This is a genomic window from Pseudomonas sp. 1152_12, from assembly GCF_052850675.1.
Genome location: NZ_VXCW01000029.1, coordinates 1 through 16609, shown reverse-complemented (window position 1 = coordinate 16609; position 16609 = coordinate 1). Strand labels below are relative to the sequence as shown.

Annotated in this window: 19 protein-coding genes and 1 pseudogene; 7 read left to right on the top strand and 13 right to left on the bottom strand. The window is 59.9% G+C overall.

All coding sequences use genetic code 11. The features are described 5' to 3' along the window. Nucleotides 1-468: 468 nt before the first annotated feature. Complete coding sequence (locus tag FW764_RS27710) at nucleotides 469-804, top strand: DUF6124 family protein (RefSeq protein ID WP_446436669.1); 336 nt, start codon at nucleotides 469-471, stop codon at nucleotides 802-804. A 70-nt stretch (nucleotides 805-874) separates the two neighbouring features. Then, the gene (locus FW764_RS27705) at nucleotides 875-1378 is read left to right on the top strand and encodes a signal peptidase II (RefSeq protein ID WP_446436668.1); all 504 of its coding nucleotides are present in this window, start codon (nucleotides 875-877) and stop codon (nucleotides 1376-1378) included. A gap of 44 nt (nucleotides 1379-1422) precedes the next feature. On the opposite strand, the gene glsB is transcribed toward FW764_RS27705, so the two are convergent. The 3 genes from glsB to FW764_RS27690 form a co-directional block, all read right to left on the bottom strand. Beyond that, nucleotides 1423-2331, bottom strand: a complete 909-nt coding sequence (gene glsB, locus FW764_RS27700) for a glutaminase B (protein WP_446436670.1) — start codon at nucleotides 2329-2331, stop codon at nucleotides 1423-1425. Nucleotides 2332-2386: 55 nt separating this feature from the next. Continuing rightward, nucleotides 2387-2731, bottom strand: coding sequence for a hypothetical protein (locus tag FW764_RS27695; protein WP_446436667.1), 345 nt, complete (start codon nucleotides 2729-2731; stop codon nucleotides 2387-2389). Between the two features lie 238 nt (nucleotides 2732-2969). Next, entirely contained in the window at nucleotides 2970-3380 is a 411-nt protein-coding gene (locus FW764_RS27690) for a hypothetical protein (protein WP_446436666.1), read from the bottom strand. Nucleotides 3381-3489: 109 nt separating this feature from the next. Here FW764_RS27690 and FW764_RS27685 point away from each other — a divergent pair, with 109 nt between their 5' ends. After that, nucleotides 3490-4341 (top strand): AraC family transcriptional regulator, encoded by an 852-nt coding sequence (locus FW764_RS27685; RefSeq protein ID WP_446436665.1) that lies wholly within the window; start codon nucleotides 3490-3492, stop codon nucleotides 4339-4341. Here the strand turns inward: FW764_RS27685 and FW764_RS27680 are convergent, their stop codons facing one another. Together FW764_RS27680 and FW764_RS27675 are read right to left on the bottom strand one after the other, a co-directional pair. Next, nucleotides 4342-4983, bottom strand: coding sequence for a ribonuclease T2 family protein (locus FW764_RS27680; RefSeq protein ID WP_446436664.1), 642 nt, complete (start codon nucleotides 4981-4983; stop codon nucleotides 4342-4344). A gap of 89 nt (nucleotides 4984-5072) precedes the next feature. Next, nucleotides 5073-6053, bottom strand: a complete 981-nt coding sequence (locus FW764_RS27675; protein WP_446436663.1) for a Gfo/Idh/MocA family protein — start codon at nucleotides 6051-6053, stop codon at nucleotides 5073-5075. A 127-nt stretch (nucleotides 6054-6180) separates the two neighbouring features. Here FW764_RS27675 and FW764_RS27670 point away from each other — a divergent pair, with 127 nt between their 5' ends. Then, nucleotides 6181-6513 carry an NUDIX hydrolase gene (locus FW764_RS27670; protein ID WP_446436662.1) on the top strand — a complete coding sequence of 111 codons (333 nt, stop codon included), beginning with the start codon at nucleotides 6181-6183 and terminating at the stop codon, nucleotides 6511-6513. Between the two features lie 222 nt (nucleotides 6514-6735). Here FW764_RS27670 and FW764_RS27665 read toward each other — a convergent pair. Beyond that, nucleotides 6736-6885: pseudogene (locus FW764_RS27665) on the bottom strand (periplasmic heavy metal sensor); the annotation flags it as partial. A 213-nt stretch (nucleotides 6886-7098) separates the two neighbouring features. Between FW764_RS27665 and FW764_RS27660 the strand changes: the two are divergent. Continuing rightward, on the top strand, nucleotides 7099-7239 hold the full coding sequence (locus FW764_RS27660; protein ID WP_446436661.1) for a hypothetical protein: 141 nt from the start codon (nucleotides 7099-7101) through the stop codon (nucleotides 7237-7239). On the opposite strand, the gene FW764_RS27655 is transcribed toward FW764_RS27660, so the two are convergent. After that, nucleotides 7236-7484 carry a DUF1652 domain-containing protein gene (locus FW764_RS27655; RefSeq protein WP_446436660.1) on the bottom strand — a complete coding sequence of 83 codons (249 nt, stop codon included), beginning with the start codon at nucleotides 7482-7484 and terminating at the stop codon, nucleotides 7236-7238. The two genes, FW764_RS27660 and FW764_RS27655, sit on opposite strands and share 4 nt — an antisense overlap. Nucleotides 7485-7730: 246 nt before the next feature. Here FW764_RS27655 and FW764_RS27650 point away from each other — a divergent pair, with 246 nt between their 5' ends. Continuing rightward, nucleotides 7731-8675: a diguanylate cyclase gene (locus FW764_RS27650; RefSeq protein ID WP_446436659.1), complete on the top strand. Its 945-nt coding sequence runs from the start codon at nucleotides 7731-7733 to the stop codon at nucleotides 8673-8675. A 268-nt stretch (nucleotides 8676-8943) separates the two neighbouring features. On the opposite strand, the gene FW764_RS27645 is transcribed toward FW764_RS27650, so the two are convergent. From FW764_RS27645 to FW764_RS27620, 6 genes are all read right to left on the bottom strand, one after another. Continuing rightward, nucleotides 8944-9201: a hypothetical protein gene (locus FW764_RS27645; RefSeq protein WP_446436658.1), complete on the bottom strand. Its 258-nt coding sequence runs from the start codon at nucleotides 9199-9201 to the stop codon at nucleotides 8944-8946. A gap of 4 nt (nucleotides 9202-9205) precedes the next feature. After that, nucleotides 9206-9652, bottom strand: coding sequence for a GNAT family N-acetyltransferase (locus FW764_RS27640; protein ID WP_446436657.1), 447 nt, complete (start codon nucleotides 9650-9652; stop codon nucleotides 9206-9208). 77 nt (nucleotides 9653-9729) lie between these two features. Further along, nucleotides 9730-10638: a helix-turn-helix transcriptional regulator gene (locus FW764_RS27635; protein ID WP_446436656.1), complete on the bottom strand. Its 909-nt coding sequence runs from the start codon at nucleotides 10636-10638 to the stop codon at nucleotides 9730-9732. A gap of 36 nt (nucleotides 10639-10674) precedes the next feature. Next, nucleotides 10675-11370, bottom strand: coding sequence for a fumarylacetoacetate hydrolase family protein (locus FW764_RS27630; protein ID WP_446436655.1), 696 nt, complete (start codon nucleotides 11368-11370; stop codon nucleotides 10675-10677). 107 nt (nucleotides 11371-11477) lie between these two features. Next, entirely contained in the window at nucleotides 11478-11807 is a 330-nt protein-coding gene (locus FW764_RS27625) for a hypothetical protein (protein ID WP_446436654.1), read from the bottom strand. A 99-nt stretch (nucleotides 11808-11906) separates the two neighbouring features. Next, nucleotides 11907-14399 (bottom strand): TonB-dependent siderophore receptor, encoded by a 2493-nt coding sequence (locus tag FW764_RS27620; RefSeq protein WP_446436653.1) that lies wholly within the window; start codon nucleotides 14397-14399, stop codon nucleotides 11907-11909. A gap of 254 nt (nucleotides 14400-14653) precedes the next feature. On the opposite strand from FW764_RS27620, the gene FW764_RS27615 reads away from it, so the two are divergent. Then, a partial coding sequence (locus FW764_RS27615) for an RHS repeat domain-containing protein (RefSeq protein ID WP_446436652.1) occupies nucleotides 14654-16609 on the top strand: 1956 nt, incomplete at its 3' end.

Here is a 16609-nt window from a genome sequence, read left to right as displayed (position 1 = left end):
CCCCACGGGGCGCATTTTTTGTTTGGGTAAATGGGTATCCAAAAATGTGGGAGGGGGCTTGCTCCCGATTGCAGTGTGCCAGTTGAAAATTCTGTAACTGACCCACCGCAATCGGGAGCAAGCCCCCTCCCACATCAGGCAAGCCAGCTCCCACAGGAGATCGCGTGCGTTCAGATATTTCCCACAGTGGTTTCAGGTTGTCGGTCGGAAGTAGGCTGACTAATCTCTGTGCCGTCGCTGCCAATTCAGCGGCCGGATTTGACCGTCCGACTTTAAAGAGCAACTGCACCCACACCGATCCTGGGCGTTTTCTTACGCCTGATGTATCGTGTCGCGGCAGCTGTACGCGGGATACCTTCGGGTATGCCGGATTTGCTTCTTTAGCCGGTCGGTCAACCCGCGTATAGCTGCCACCCTAATTCGTTTGACCGCGAACCGTGGCAGCTCCATTTATAAAGGAGCTTCACCATGATCAAAGACAGCCCAAATCCCCCCGGCCAGCAAGACTACGACACCAGCACCCTGCACGAAGTGGCCTACCGTGCGATCAACCACTATCTCAACCCCGGCAAACCCATTCCCGAACCCAGCGAAGGCCTCTTCACCGTGCGTGCCGACCTGGGCACCGAAACCTTGCTGGTCAACGCATCACAAGACCTGGCGTCCATCAGCGACATTGCCAACCACCTGGCCTTCGAAATCGACGGTTCCCAACGCAATGTCGCGCTGGGCATCTGCCGAATGCTCGAAGGTGTGCAACTGCTGGTCGACAAAGCACTGAATGTAGCCCACCCGACGGCTTGAGATGGACGAGGTAGAGCGCCTGAGCTATCTTCGGGCGCTCTATCGAAAGCCCGGAACAGGAAGTTACCGCTTGAGCACGTCGCCCCTACTGCGAGGCCGCACCTTCGCCCTCCTCGCCGGCCTCGCCTTTATTGCCGTCGACCAACTAGTCAAACTGCTGGCCCTGGTTTCACTACCAACCAACAGTTTCAAACTCGGCTCCAACCCTATCAACCTGGTGCTGGAACTGAGCCTTAACCCCGGCGCCTTCCTCAGCCTGGGCGCGGCGTTGCCGCCGCAGGTCAAACAACTGATTTTTATCGTCGGTGTGGCCATCGTGGTTGCGTGGGCAACGGGGTGGTCGCTGTCCAACTGGAGCCAGCCGCTTCGCAAGGTCCTGCCGCTTTATGCGATCGCCTTGGGCGGTATCGGCAACCTGATCGACCGGGTATTTCGGGACGGCCATGTTGTTGATTACATGGTGCTGAACGTGGGGCCGACGCATACCGGCGTGTTCAATATTGCCGATATCGCGATTACTGCCGGGGCGTTGTTCTTGATGCTCGATCTGTTCGTGAAGCCGCGCAAAGCTTAGGCATAAATGGGGATTTACGGCCACCGCCGTAAACCCCCAGCCCCTCAAAACACCGACCACCCAATCCGCTCACTCAACAACTCCAACGCCTTCATCCCCGCCAGCGAGTTCCCCGCCGCATTCAGCTCCGGCGACCACACGCACACCGTAAACTGCCCCGGCACCACCGCGACAATCCCGCCGCCTACTCCGCTTTTGCCCGGCAACCCGACGCGATAAGCAAAGTTGCCCGCCTCGTCATACAGCCCACTGGTGGCCATGATCGAGTTGACTTGCTTGGTCTGGCGCGCGGTCAGGATCTGTTCGCCGCTGTGGGCGCTCACGCCCTCGTTGGCGAGGAAGCTGAAGGCGCGGGCCAGGTCCAGGCAGCTCATCTGCAGCGCGCAGTAGTTGAAGTAGCTGTGCAGCACGGCGTCCACGTCATTATGAAAATTGCCGAAGGCCTTCATCAGGTAAGCCATGGCCGCGTTGCGTGCGCCGTGCTGGGCTTCGGAGTCGGCGACGACGCTGTTGACCAGAATGTGCGGGTTGCCCGACAGGCGCCGCACAAAGTCGCGCATCGACAGGATCGGCACGGCAAAGCGTGATTGGTTGATGTCGCAGATCACCAGTGCGCCAGCATTGATGAAGGGGTTGCGCGGGCGGCCGCGTTCGAATTCCAGCTGCACCATGGAGTTGAACGGTTGCCCCGAAGGCTCGTGGCCCAGGCGCTCCCAGATGGTCTCGCCGCCGTGGTCGATGGCCTGCACCAGGCTGAACACCTTGGAAATGCTCTGCACCGAGAACAGGGTATCGGCATCCCCGGCGCAGTAGGCCGAGCCGTCGTTGCCGTACACGGCGATACCGAGTTGGTTAGCGGGCACGTCGGCCAGCGCGGGGATGTAGTCGGCGACTTTGCCCTGGCCGATCAGTGGACGAACTTCGTCGAGGATCGAGTCCAGCAGGGCCTGCATATCTTGTCCGGTCATTGTTTCTTTGAATCATTGATAGCGGGGCGCGGAGGATACTTCAATGCGCCCGAAAGCCCCAGACTATCTCTACCACCCGCTCGGCAATCACCAGGTAAACCAGGATCAACAACAGTTGCAGCGCCAAGTGATAACGCAGCTTGGCCAGCCGGCGAATGCCGTCGCTGACGTTCAATACCACCAACACGGCCGACAGAATAATCAGGCCCCAGCCCGCCACGCTGGAGGCGAACACACCGATAAACAGTTCACGCTGCCCGAGCAACGTATTGGTCCCCGCCGCAAACAGCAGCGCGCACACCAGCAGGTTTTTCACGTTGTCGAAAATCTGCGTGCTCAGGTCGTTTTCCAGCAAGGCTAAATAGCGTTTCCATAAGGTCTGCATGGGTCAGTTCCGGGTGAGGATCGCTCGTCAATCAAAGTAGTCCAATAGCCCGTACACTGCACCGCTGCGCTGACTCCATGAGGACTTTTGCATCAAACTGACGCGTGGATTGAGTCGCACCCTTTATTCCATGTGGAAGCTGGCTTGCCTGCGATGAGGCCGTGTCAGCTGACATCCTTGTGGCTGAACCACCGCTATCGCAGGCAAGCCAGCGCCCACAAGGTGTTTGCGGCGCCGCTTAGAAGTGCGCCACATCGGATACCTGCTCATCCAGCACATCCCGCGCCAGCGCCCACGCCTGGTCCTTGGATTCCACCACCAGCAGTGGGTAGCCCCAGGCTTTGCCGAACATCACGGCAAACGGTTTGAGGGCCAGGCGTTGGGCGGCGCTGGGCTCGACCTGGATCATGCCTTTGACATAGGCGCGCAGTGCCGGTTTGTTTTTCTTCATCCAGATTGAGGCTTGTTTGCGCTCCTCATGGGAGTGCTCGTGGTTGTTTTCGTCTACGGCTTTTTCGTGCAGCAGCACGAACGATTGCTTACGTGCCAAAAGGCTTTCGAATACCACGAAGGTGTCGTCCGGGCCGCCTTCGTTGGGGGCGTCAAACACGATTTTCACCACGGGAAATGTTGTGCTGTCGAGTCGCATGGCAGGCTTCCTAAATGAGAGTAGATCTCACTATAGAGCTACCGTCTATGGACTACATTGCACAAAATAGCCAGAATACTTCGCAACTCAGCCAAGCTGCGACGCCCCCATGAAGCATCACCGCCTCGATCTGCATCACCCCTCGATGTCCAAGGATGCCGATGTGTTCCCGCGTGCGGTGGTGGCCGTAAGTGCCACTAGCACCAGCGAGAGCTGGGAACACACGCCGCACTCCCATCGCAAGGGTCAGCTGATGTACACCCTGCGCGGGGTGATTCACTGTCAGATTGAGGCGGGTATCTGGATCGTGCCGCCCCAGTGCGCGCTGTGGATTCCCGGTGGCCTGGCGCATGCTGCTCGGGGGTCCGGTGAGGCCCAGGTGTATTGTTTGTTGATCGATCCGGACGCTGCTGGCGCCCTGCCCGCGCAATGCTGCACCCTGGCCGTGTCGAGCCTGTTGCATGAACTGATCAGCAAGGCGGTGAGCTACCCGCAGCTGTACGACGAAAACGGTGCCCAGGGGCGTTTGATCAACACGCTGCTGGATGAGCTGGCCGGAGCCCCGGTCGAAGCCCTGCACCTGCCCATGCCTCAGGATCCGAGGTTGCGACGCCTGGCTGAAGGCCTGCTGGCCAACCCCAGTGACAAAGCCACCCTCAGCCAATGGGCCGTACGCATCGGCATGAGTGAACGCAGCATGACGCGCTTGCTGTTAGAGGAACTGGGGTTGAGTTTCGGCCGCTGGCGCCGCCAGTTGCATGTAATTCTGTCACTGCAACGCCTGGCTAAGGGTGACAGCGTACAGCGCGTGGCGCTGGACCTCGGTTATGAGAACGCCAGCGGCTTTATCACCATGTTCCGCAAAGCGGTAGGCCAGCCACCGGCGCGTTACCTCGCGGACCGCGCCGGGGCGTCGAGTGCGACGGCGCCTACAGCCATCGCATTGCACTCAGGCAGGTGATCAACGCTGCACCGGAATGCGGATATCCCCGCCTCGGCACTGGCTCTTCACACTCGCGGGGCAACCCGCAAAGCGCAATTCCTTGCTCAGGCACACGCGCACTTCGGAAAACACCCTCCCCTTGCAAATCACCGCCATGCCATGGTTGCCCATGGCCGGGTTACTCTCGCGAAACAATGCAGTAATTTCCCGTGCCTCCAGGTAATTCGGTACGTTGAACGGCTGCAATTGCTGCGGAATCTGCACCGCTGCCAAGGCTTTATCGGTCGCCTCCAGGTAGCCCGAAGCGTCCAGCCCACTGCACGTACCGTGCTTGGCCCATTCATGCTTGAGCAAGGCCTGGGTGGGAAATATCAACGCGCCTTTGGCCAGGTCCTCTGCCGACAGCCGCGATTGCGCATCACACGACGCCGGCCAGCCGCCTTTGGCGTATTGCGGCCATAGCCCATGCAGCACAAACCCGTAACCTTTGCCGGTGCACTGCTCGTTGCCGGGGTGCGTCAGGCAAAAGGTCGGCGACCACGACAACGACAGCACGTAAAAATCAAAATCCCCTGCTGGCCGCTGTTCCCGTGGCGCCGCTTGCGTCACCATACTCGCCAGCACCAGGCAGATTGCCATCCATGTTGCTTTGTAATTCATCCCTTTATTCCTTGAAAAAAGTCAGCCGCTATTGTTGAGAACAGCGCCCGTAAACGATAGCGGCCAAAACAACAAACGCGGGTGGAAAATTACTCGGGGCGGTTAGGATTTCGCTGTAACACCTTGTCTAGAATCCGATCGGTCTTCAGCGCTTCGATCGCCAGTGAAGGATGCTCGGCTTCGCCACGAATGTGCGCGTTCATGGCCAGCACATGATGCCACTGGATATGCTCATGGTGCGGCACTTGGAGCACTTCGTTAACCTCGCCCTCAAGGCGCAACGGCTGGTTTTCGAACACCGCAAAGCTGATGCGGCCACGGCTGCCGATCAGCTCAACGCGGTCTTCGCGGCGATCCGCAACAAAGTTCCAGCAGCCCATGCCCAGCGCGCCTGAACCGAAGGTCCAGCAGGCCGTAACCGCATCTTCAGCCGCATACTGCCCGGCTTGTCGCGCGGTGAAGCCGGTGACTTCGACGATATCGCCAGCCAGGAACTGGAACAGATCAAGCCCGTGGCTGGCCAGGTCGGCAAAGTAGCCGCCACCGGCAATGGCCGGGTCGGTGCGCCAATTGGCGGCGCTGGTATCTGCGGCGGCTGGCGGCTTGGTAAACGTCCAGATCACTTGGCGCAACTCACCAATGCGGCCACCCTGCAGCCAATCGCGCACTTGTTGAAAACGCGGCAACGAGCGGCGGTAGTAGGACACAAACAGGTGCAACCCCGCGCGCTCGAAGGTGCGCTGCATCAACGCGCTTTGTTCGGCGTTAAGGGCCATGGGTTTCTCGACACAGCAATGCTTGCCGGCCGCCGCCACCATCAGGCTGTACTCGAGGTGGCTGTCGGGCGGCGTGGCGATGTACACCGCGTCCACTTCGGGGTCGTCGATCAGTGCCTGGGCGTCGGTATAGAAACGCGCGATGCCGTGGCGTGCCGCATAATCGCGCACCGCCTCCTCGCGGCGCCCCATCACGGCCACCAGGGCCGAACCTGGCGCTTTATAGAAAGCGGGTCCACTCTTCACTTCAGTGACATTGCCACACCCGATCATGCCCCAACGTACGGTCGTCATCTGTTGTCCTCGTCCGTTTTCATCAATCGGTCAGTATCCACATCCCCAACCCGGTGCGCCATAAGCACTTAGCATGACATTTGCTTTACACTTTTATGACACTCATCCCGCTGCGGGGGCACACACGATGAAAATACGGGCCACGGTCATTTGCGAACACGAGGGGCATATCCTCTTCGTGCGCAAGGCCAGATCCAAATGGGCATTGCCCGGCGGCAAGGTCGAGCGCGAACTGGAAGAAGAAACCGGGCTGAACGTAGACGGCTTGCTGTACTTGCAGGAACTCAAGGCCCGCGACACTGTGCACCATGTGTTCGAAGCCTCAGTGGTAAACATCGCCGACGCGCGGCCGCGCAACGAGATCGTCGCTTGCCGGTGGCACGCCTATGGCGCCCTGGACGAACTGGACACCACCGACGCCACCCGGCACATCGTCAAGTCGTTCCTACGTCGCCTTTAATTGCGCGCTCTGCCCGCCTCGCCTCCCCCACCATTTGCTTTCTGCCGTTCGACAAAGGATTTGACGAACGCCGCTGTAAAAGCGAAACCATTAGCCGCCGTTACCGCAGAAACGGATATGTACCCCGTCCAATCCGGCACCCGGGCCGACTGTAAAGCAGCCTTCGCGGCCTCGCTAACACTCGACGGCTCCCACATTGGATCGCTTCAGTCCCGAAGACCGCTCCGTCACCAGCACTTGGCGGTCCAACGTCGGCGCTTCCAGTTGCTTGATCACACCCAGTCGCGCCTCACGCCCCGCCATGATCAACGGCTGGCTGTCAGCCCGGTTCTGGCGCAACTCCTTACGCCGCTCCGCCGGCAACTTAATCATCGCCTGGCGCAAACCATGCTGGTTGACCACCGCTTCGGCCGGCGTGGTAGGAAAAATCCGTCGCGAGCAAGGCGGTTTTTTGCTCGGCAGTGATTGAGGCGAGTATCACTCAGGGGATGACGGCGCATGATGAAATGTATGAAAGGACTGCGACGGGTTTACTCAGGTGGCGACGTTCAAGCAGTAACGCCGTACACACAATGAGGAAAAATCATGACCCGTTGCCTATCCATGCTTGTTGCCGCCTTGTTGATCGTCAGCCTCAGCGGCTGTGTGATCGTGCCGGAACACCGGCATTGCTGCTGGCGCTACTACGGCGCAGTCGCAGCCCCAACAGCCACCGTCAACAGCTAGCCCATTGCAGCAAAACCACGACGCCCGGCCTTGATCTCGGTGCGCAATTCGCCAATCAGGTTGGCGATGGAACGGACGCTGTCCAGGCCCTGAGGTGATACCCGAGTCAGCAACAGGTCGATACGCCCGGAGGACGGCTCGAACACGGTGATACGCAGCGAGCCGTCGCTGTTCAGGCTGCAGTCACACGACAGCGGCAGGAAACCTGAGGCCATGATGCGGTTGAGTTCGGTGATCGGAATCATGATAAGCCCCCGTCCCTGGCTTCGACCCTGTAGGTGTAATGCATCCAGCATAGATAAGCTTTTGCTCGCTGCTGAACAATTAATTCAAAAGTGATACTTGTGCCGCATTTTGCCGTGTAAACGCTGGCGTGCTGGCGCCAAAAACCCAGCACGCGACCTCTCGTCTGCTGCCGTGCTGAAGGCTTGACTCCGGTCGTCGTTCAAAAGACGCTCTTGGCTCTTTGCCATCATCCTGAGCAGCCCGCCATGAGCCTCACTCCACCGAGTTCGCCCGACAGTGACGTATACAAAACGCTGCTAGAGTCGACCAAGGCCATCCCCTGGCGCATCGACTGGCAGACCATGACCTTCAGCTATATCGGCCCGCAGATCGAAGCGCTGCTGGGCTGGTCTCCGCAAAGTTGGGTGAGCGTAGACGACTGGGTCGAACGCATGCACCCGGACGACCGTGAATACGTGGTGAACTTCTGCGTGTCGCAATCGCGCGCGGGGGTCGATCACGAGGCCGATTACCGTGCGCTCACGGTGAACGGCGACTATGTGTGGATCCGCGACGTGGTGCATGTGGTGCGCAAGGGCGATGAAGTTGAAGCGTTGATCGGCTTCATGTTCGATATCAGCGAGCGCAAGAAGACCGAGGAACACCTGATCCGCCTGCAGAAACAGCTGGAGGAATATTCCTTCCAGGACGGCCTCACCGGCATCGCCAACCGGCGCATGTTCGACACCGTGCTGGAGCGCGAATGGGCCAGCGCCCAGCGCAGCCAGTTGCCGCTGTCGTTGATCATCCTCGATATCGATTTTTTCAAGCAGTACAACGACCACTACGGCCATATCAAGGGCGACGAAGCCCTGCGCCAGGTGGCGCGCACCTTGTCGCTGGCGGCCAACCGACCACGGGATTTCATTGCGCGAATCGGCGGCGAGGAGTTTGTGTGGTTGCTGCCGGAGACGGATGCGGCGTCGGCACGGCAGGTGGCTCGGCGCTGCCTGCATCTGATTTGCCAACAGCAAATCGAGCATGGTTTTTCAGCGGTTTCAAACCTGCTGACCCTGAGCCTGGGGGTCGGTACGCAGGTCGTTACGCCCACTAGCAACATGCTGGAGTTTGTCGAGTCGGTCGATAAGTTGCTGTACCAGGCCAAACGTAATGGCCGTATGCGCGCGGAGTTTGCCGACAGTGAAGTTTGACGCCGAGGTCAAATGCCAGGCAAAAAAAATCCCAAGTAGCTGATGGAAACTTGGGATTTAAAAATGCATAAACCGTGGGAGGTGAACGCCGGGCTATAGTACCGATTGGCCAAAGCCGTAACAAGATTATTTTAATCCTTTCGTCGGATTAAAAGCGTCGTAAGTCATTCAATAACCACACATTTTTTAAGGCTGACGGGCGAATAAGTGCCACTTTTTGGTGCAAGTTACGCGTATATTTCCTTGTATTAAAAATGGTTATTTACGACTAAGGCGCGACACTCTTTGGTGCCGCCCCGTTTAATGGCTGACAGGTATCGCGAAGTTCAACACTGATTGATGACGCCGCACGGGTCATACGTTCCAATTTGCGGCAAAGGGCCATGCGCTCGACCGCCTCTGCCCGTTCGCGATCGACCTGGGCATTGAAGTGCACGAAATAACCACCCAGCAGCACCGCCACACACACGACCCCGATCGCAAAGTAACGAAAGCTGTCTGTTACGGGGGCCTCTGATGGGTTCATGGCACTAAGACGCCCTGCTCTTCTCATAACGGACGTCGTCACCTTTGACGCGGTCAACCTTCGACCAGCCCAGCCGTTGGTAAAAACCGTTGGCGCGGATTTCGTCCCGCCCATCCGTGACCAGATACAGCGTGTGGTGGCGCTCAAACAAGGCGGCTTCCGCCACCGCCATCAAGCGACGGCCCAGGCCACGGCCTTCGAAGCCGGGCTGTACGAACATCGCAAACACCTCGCCTGCGGCCAGGTCGACCATGGAAAAGGCGGCAGGCTGGCCTTCCACTTCGGCGATCCACACACATGGCGCTTCACGAATGCTGTCCGCCAGCACCTGTGGAGTAATCCCCAAGTCGCTCATCTGTTCACGGCTCAGGTGGTTTTGCACCACCGAGGTGCGGATAGCGAAGAGCGTGTCGATATCGTCCAGTGTCGCCACGCGTATCAGCGTTTGCATACAGGCCTCCTGTTGAAGGGTGCAATTGTATGCACATAGAAACATAAGGTTTGTGGTGGATTTGTAAAACACCGCGCCTACAGGGGCTGCGCCTGTTGCTGACGACGAAACTGACCCGGCGCCAGGCCATGGGCCTTGCGGAAACAACGAGAAAAGTACCCCTCATCGGTATACCCGCAGCGCTGGGCGATAACCCCGATCATCTGCGCACTGTTGAGCAACAAAGTGCGCGCCAATTGCATGCGGCGATCCAGTACCCACTGGGAGAACGGTTTGCCGGTCTCCTTGCGCAACAGATGGGTGAGGTAGTTGGGCGACAGGAAAGCAGCAGCGGCGGCCTCCGTCAGATTGAGGGTCGGCTCGTGCAGATGCTCGCGGATATAGCGCTGCACACGCGCCAGGGCATCCTTGCGCCCGCGCCGGGTCGCGTTGTTGGCAGCAAACGCCTGCAGGGGTTCGGCGTACTGCTCGCAGACCAGGCCGATCAGTTGGAACACGTAGCCTTTTAACCGCTCGCGCGCGCCGAAGGTGCGATGAGCGTCCAAGGCACGCATGTGCGTGAGCCAGGTGTTCACTTCGTCGAAGGCGGCGTCGTCGAGGATGAAATCCAGCTGCTCCTGAAAGCGAAACGGTGACAGCTCCGGCGCCTGGCCAATGGGAATGTCTTCCAGGTCCAGCGGGTCGCAGGTCAGCTGCGGCAGGAAAAACGCCTGGCTGAAGTTGATCAGCATGAACTCGCCGTCTTCAGGATGGGGAATCACGTGCAGGCGATGGGGCAGGATAAACGCCAGGGCCTTGTGCGGAAATGGCCGCACCGCGCCGCCAATATGCTGCACGGTATCGCCGCCCAGGTTGATCTGGATCTGGAAGTACTCATGTCGATGCGGGCTGGTCAGCGCCGCCCGCCCGCGCTTGTCGCGGATATAGAAGTCGGGGCGGTCGCTGCGTTGTTCCATGCCGTAGGTGGTGACGCGGGTGCCTGGCATAACGGTCTCTCGGGTGGCCTGGGCACCACTTTAGCCTCAACCTTGGCCGAGGGTGAAGCTCAGCTCGCCGATGCCGTCGATGCCGGCCGTGACCACATCCCCCGGTTGCAATACACCGACGCCTGCGGGTGTGCCGGTGAAGATCAGGTCGCCGGCCTTGAGCGCCACGGATTTGGAGGCGTGGCTGATGACTTCGCTGACGGACCAGATCTGGTCAGCCAGGTCGCCGACTTGGCGTTGTTCACCATTGACCTTCAACCAGATTTTGCCGCTGGCCGGGTGCCCTATCACACTCACCGGCTGCAAGGCCGTGCTGGGCGCCGACTCATCAAAGGCCTTGGCCCATTCCCACGGGCGCGAGAGCTTTTTCGCCTGGGCTTGCAGGTCGCGGCGGGTCAGGTCGATGCCGACGCCGTAACCCCAGATGTGGGAAAACGCGTCTTCAGCGCTGATGTCCACGCAGCCCTTGCCAATGGCCACCACCAATTCCACTTCATGGTGCAGGTCTGCGGTCAGCGGTGGATAGGCGATCACACCTTCGGCCGGCACCACCGCATCCGCGGGCTTCATGAAGAAAAAAGGCGGTTCGCGATCCGGGTCATGCCCCATCTCGCGGGCGTGTTCGCTGTAGTTACGGCCCACGCAAAACACCCGGCGCAGCGGAAAACGCGCCGCGCCGCCCTGGATGGCCAGGGATGGCGTTTGCTCGGGGGTGAATACGTAATCAGTCATGGCCTGCGCCTCTTGGTTAACCTGGCGCCAGTATGGCGAGGCGCGCCGCAGCAAAGTTGGACAGGCTGACGCAGTTTTTGCACTGGCCGGTGTAACACGCTTACCGATTATTTACGCGCCACCTTATAGCGCACGCAATCTTGATAAAAGCTTCGGCGAATCGCCTCAGGCTTGAGCCGCGAACGGCTGTCATAGGTCTGCTCGGTAATGCCCATGGCCATCATGCGCATCCACGACTTGCTGAACTTGATGGTCTGGATCTTCTGTCGCGCGGCATACAGCGACACGCCCGACAGCTTGAGTTCCTGGGCTCTGGCGGCGGTGCCGGCGCCCCAACTGCACATGTACTTGTCACCGTCGCGCAGCTCCCGTGCCTGCACGGCAGCTGCGCCGCCCGCCATGGAGCAGGCGATCAGCATGATTCCAACAGTGCGCATTTGCATTCCCACCTAACCACCTGAAAATAAAAGTGATTCTGGCGAGAATTTTGTTACAGAGGGGCCATTAAATTGCCTTATCAGCTTAAACGCCGACAGTTACCACTGGTAGGTCGCACTCGCCTGCACGGTGCGCTGCGAGCCATACCAGCACCACGAATAGGAGTAGCAAGACGCCACATATTCCTTGTTCGCCAGGTTTGTCGCGTTCAACGCCAGGCGCAGGTTGTCCTTGGGGTTGGCGATGTTCGGGATGTCGTAGTGCAGCGCCGCATCCATCAAGGTGTAGCCCGGCACTTTCAGCGTGTTGGCGGTATCCCCCCAGGACGAACCGACATAACGCGCGCCTGCACCGACGCCGAAGCCCTTGAGTCGGCCGTCATGGAAGGTGTAGTCGGCCCACGCCGAGGCGGTGTGACGCGGCACGCCGTAGGTGGTGGTGCCTTCAACGGGAATCGCCGAGCCTATGCCTTTATCGGCGAGCGGCGCGTATTGCACGGTGCTGTTGGACTTGCTCGCGCGGTTATCCAAGTAAGCATAGGCCGCGGTGATGTCCAGGTTATCGTTAAGGCTGGCCTTGCCTTCCAGTTCAACACCGCGCGACTGTTGTTCGCCGTCCTGGACGCTGCAACGGCCATTACCACACAGATGGCTTGGGTCCGGGTCCATGGTCGGCACGTTGCTCTGGCGCAGGTCGAAAACCGCCGCGGTGATAAAGCTGTTGCTGCCCGGTGGCTGGTACTTGATGCCGACTTCATACTGCTTGCCTTCGGTCGGCTTGAACACCGCACCGCCGTAACCCGTGCCCGATTGCGGGTTGAACGACTCGGCGTAGCTGACATAGGGCGCCAGGCCGTTATCGAACAGATAGACCACACCAACGCGGCCGGTGAACGCCTTGCTGTCCAGGGACGACTTGCTCTTGGCGCCGGAGCTGATGGTTTTGGTGGTGCTGTCGGTGCTGGCCCAGTCATAGCGCCCGCCGAGCAACAGCACCCATTGGTCCCACTTCATTTGTTCTTGCAGATACGTCCCGGTCTGATCGCTGCGAGACGTGGCGTCGGTGGCGAATGCCGGTGTGACCACAGGCGCGCCGTACACCGGGTCGAAGATGTCCAGGTTCGGCCCCTTGCCGTAACCCGCCTTGGTGTCGGTGCGGGTGTTCTGGTAGTCGAGGCCGATCAACAGCGTGTGCTGGAGCGGCCCGGTGTCGAATTTGGCCTGCACCTGGTTGTCGAGGGTGTAGGCCCCCATGTCGACATCGGTGGCGATGGTCGACCGCATGGAGGTGCGGTAATCGGCCTGCAGGTTACTGTTGTAAATGCTGCGATAAACGCCTTCGGCGCGCAGGTAACGCGCATTCTGGCGCACGGTCCAGACATCGTTGAAGCGGTGTTCGAAGGCGTAGCCGAGGGAGTAATACTCGCGGTCGCTTTTCTCGAAGTTTTTCTCGCCGTCGTAGTAATCCACGTCGATCTTGCGCCCGGTGGGGCTGCGCAACACCGAGCCCCAGGCCGGCACTGAGCCGTAGGACGCGCCCTTGGGATCTTTCTGAAAATGCCCAAGCAGCGTCAGCGAAGTCGCATCGTCCGGGCGCCAGGTAAAGGCGCTGGACAGCGACTGGCGACGGGTCTCGGTGTGTTCAACCTGGCCATCGGCGTCATCGAAGAGCCCCGCCACTCTGTAGGCATACACGCCCTGATCGTCAATCGGGCCGCTGAGGTCGAAGGTGGTGCGCTTCTTGTTGAAGGTGCCGTACTCGACGCCGACTTCATGAAACGCCGTGTCCAGCGGGCGCTTGGTGACCATGTTGATCACCCCGCTCGGCGTGCCCTGCCCGTACAACACCGACGCCGGACCGCGCAGCACTTCGACGCGCTCAAGGTCAAACGCATCTTTTTGCGGCAAAGCATCACGGCTCGACGGCATGCGCAGGCCATCGAGGTAAGTGGCGGGTGCAAAGCCACGGATGGTCAACTGGTCGAGACGCGAAGCCGTGGCACCACGGGTTTCCGGGACCACGGCGGCGCTGTAGCGCAGGATCTGGTTGAGGCTTTCGGCGTTCTGCGCGCGCATCTGGTCCTTGGTGACCACGGAGATCGACTGCGGGGTTTCGATCAGCGCGGTGTCGGTCTTGGTGCCCGACAGGCTGCGGGTAGCCACATAGCCGACCACCGGCCCGGTAGGGCTTTCGTTCTGGTATGCGCCGCTGATCGTGGTGGCCTGCAGCTCCATGGCGCCGCCGCTGTCCGGGATAGCTTCGAGGCGGTAGCGGTCGGCAGAAATTTTCAACGCCTGCAAGCCGCTGCCGGCGAGCAATTGGGTGAGCGCCACGTCGGTGTCGTATTGCCCGCTCAAGCCGCTGCTGTGCTTGCCACGCGTCAAGCTTGCATCAAATGCCAGTACCAAGCCGGCCTGCTCGGCCAGGCTATTGAGCGCTTGGCTGAGGTCGCCGGCGGAAATCGAGAAACGCCGCAACGCGCTGCTGCTTTCTTCCGCGAAGGAAGACTGGACCGTCAGCAGTGGCACGACGGCAAAGGCAAACGCCACTGACAGGGCCAGTGGATGCAAGGGACGAGCAAGGCGCGACATGGGAAATCCTGCGTAATAGAGGTTCTATTAACCATGACGGCCATGTGCGCAAATCGGGCAAGAATGAGAGCGGTTTTTATTTGCCGCGTTTTTGCGCAATCAGTTGGATCGCTTTTTCATGTAGGTCACCTGGCTAGTTCTTCGCGGTTTTTACCCGTTTAAAGTCGTCCCTTTCTGATTTTACCAGCCGCTCATCCAGGCGCTTTTTCCTGCGGCATGCTCCGACGCCTTGCCATTTTGCCGAGACGTCACGGATGACCAACGCCGCCCACATTGCCTTTATCGAACATGAACTCAACGGCTTCCATCACAGCCTGGCCGAGTATCGCCAGCAGATGGGGGCCTGGTATGCGCGGGCGCTGGATTCGGTCAGCCACGCAACGGATATGCCGTCGTTACTGGGGATGAATCGAGTGTTGCGGGTGGGGGCTTCACAGACCACCGCCAGCATGGCCGACCCGGATGTTCTGGGCTCCGTCGTCATGTGCCCGCTGGGCGGCGAGCTGAAGATCGAGAGCCTGTTCGAGTCGGTGTACGACGTGCCGATCGGTGGCATTCCGGTTGAGGTGATTCGGCTGGAGGACGGCAGTTCCACCGTTGTCATGCTCGATGAGCACGGCAAAGGCTCGCATACCTGCGTGGCTGGCGGGCGGTATCAGGTGCGGGTGCAGGGCGGCACGTCGACTCAACAGGTGGACGCGTTGTTTGCGTCCTACGCCGGGCTGACGGCGGACCTTGAGCAATGGCTGCGCGAGCAATGGAACAACTCCAAACCCTATTGGCAGCAATCGACCGCCAGCGCGATTGGCAGCGGCTTACTGGCCGGCAGCTGGGCGGCGATCCGCGACGTGTGGGACAGCATCCAGCTGGTGCAGGCGATTCTTGAAGACCCGCTGAAGTACGTCGAACAACTCGGCAGCGAGGCCGCCAAGTTGGCGCAGCTGGCCACCGATGCACCCAAGGTTATGGAAAAGGCCATGTTGCTCGCCAGCGATAAGGCCGCGCTGTACCTGATGATGCGCACGGCGATGCTGTGGCTGGATGCACTGCCGCCTGGCGAGATCGCCGAGACGGCGGCGGGGTTTGTGGTGTCGCTGCTGATCGACCTGGTGATTGGCGCAGTGTTGATGATCGCACTGCCAGCAGCGGGTGTGGCGTATCTGAGCTTGCGGTTGGTGAAGTATGGCGCGCAGATTCTTGAGGCGGCGGTTGGCTTTGTCAGGAGCCTGCTGGCGATTCTGACTAAGTTCATGCAGGCGGTGGATCGCTATAAGGCCGTGGCGGTTCGCGGCGTGGTCGGCGGGCTGAAGCAAGGCACGATGCAGATGCGCTGGCGGGCGCGGCAGAACGCAGTGTTGAAACACAAAGAGCATGTGGATGATGCGTCTGCCTCGGCGAAGAATCCGCAGGGCGATGCGGCGGCGCCTGCGGATAAAACTGCCACTAATGGCTGCCCTGTTTCGATGGTGACTGGCGAGGAGTTGCTGACGCTCAGCGATGGAGTGCTGGACGGGATTTTGCCGTTTGAGTGGACGCGCTTGTACCGCACCAGCGCGGTGGAAGTGGATTGTGGGTTGGGGTTTGGTTGGAGTCACTCGCTGGCGCAGCGGTTGGTGGTGACGGGTGATTCGGTGGTTTGGACGGATCATGAGAACCGCAGTACTGAGTTTCCGTTGCCTAGCGCCTCACGGCCGGCTATCACCAATAGCTTGGCCGAAGCGGCGATTTACTTGGGGTCGCTGCCTGATGAGTTGGTGCTGGCCCAGGCGTCACGGTTTTATCACTTTCGCGACGGTGTGCTGACAGCGATCAGCGATGCGTATGACAACCGGCTGCGGATTTCTCGTGATCGCTCCGGTCGGATTGAGCGGCTGGATAACGGTGTAGGCCGTTGTTTGTTTTTGCGCTACGAACTGGGCCGCATTGTGGCGGTGGACTATCAGGTTCATCGCGCCAAAGGGCGTGAGCCGTATGTTTGGGTGACTGAGCAGAACGTCGTTTCCTACGCCTACGACGAGACGGGACGACTGGTTTCAGCGACCAATGCTGTAGGCGAACGTGAGGCTTATCGGTACGACGATCAGCACGTCATCCTTGAGCGGCAGCTGGCCGGTGGGGCGAGTTTCTTTTGGGAGTGGGAACGGGCTGGTAAGGCGGCGCGCTGTGTTCGGCATTGGGCCAGTTTTTCGCAGATGGACACGCGGTATGCG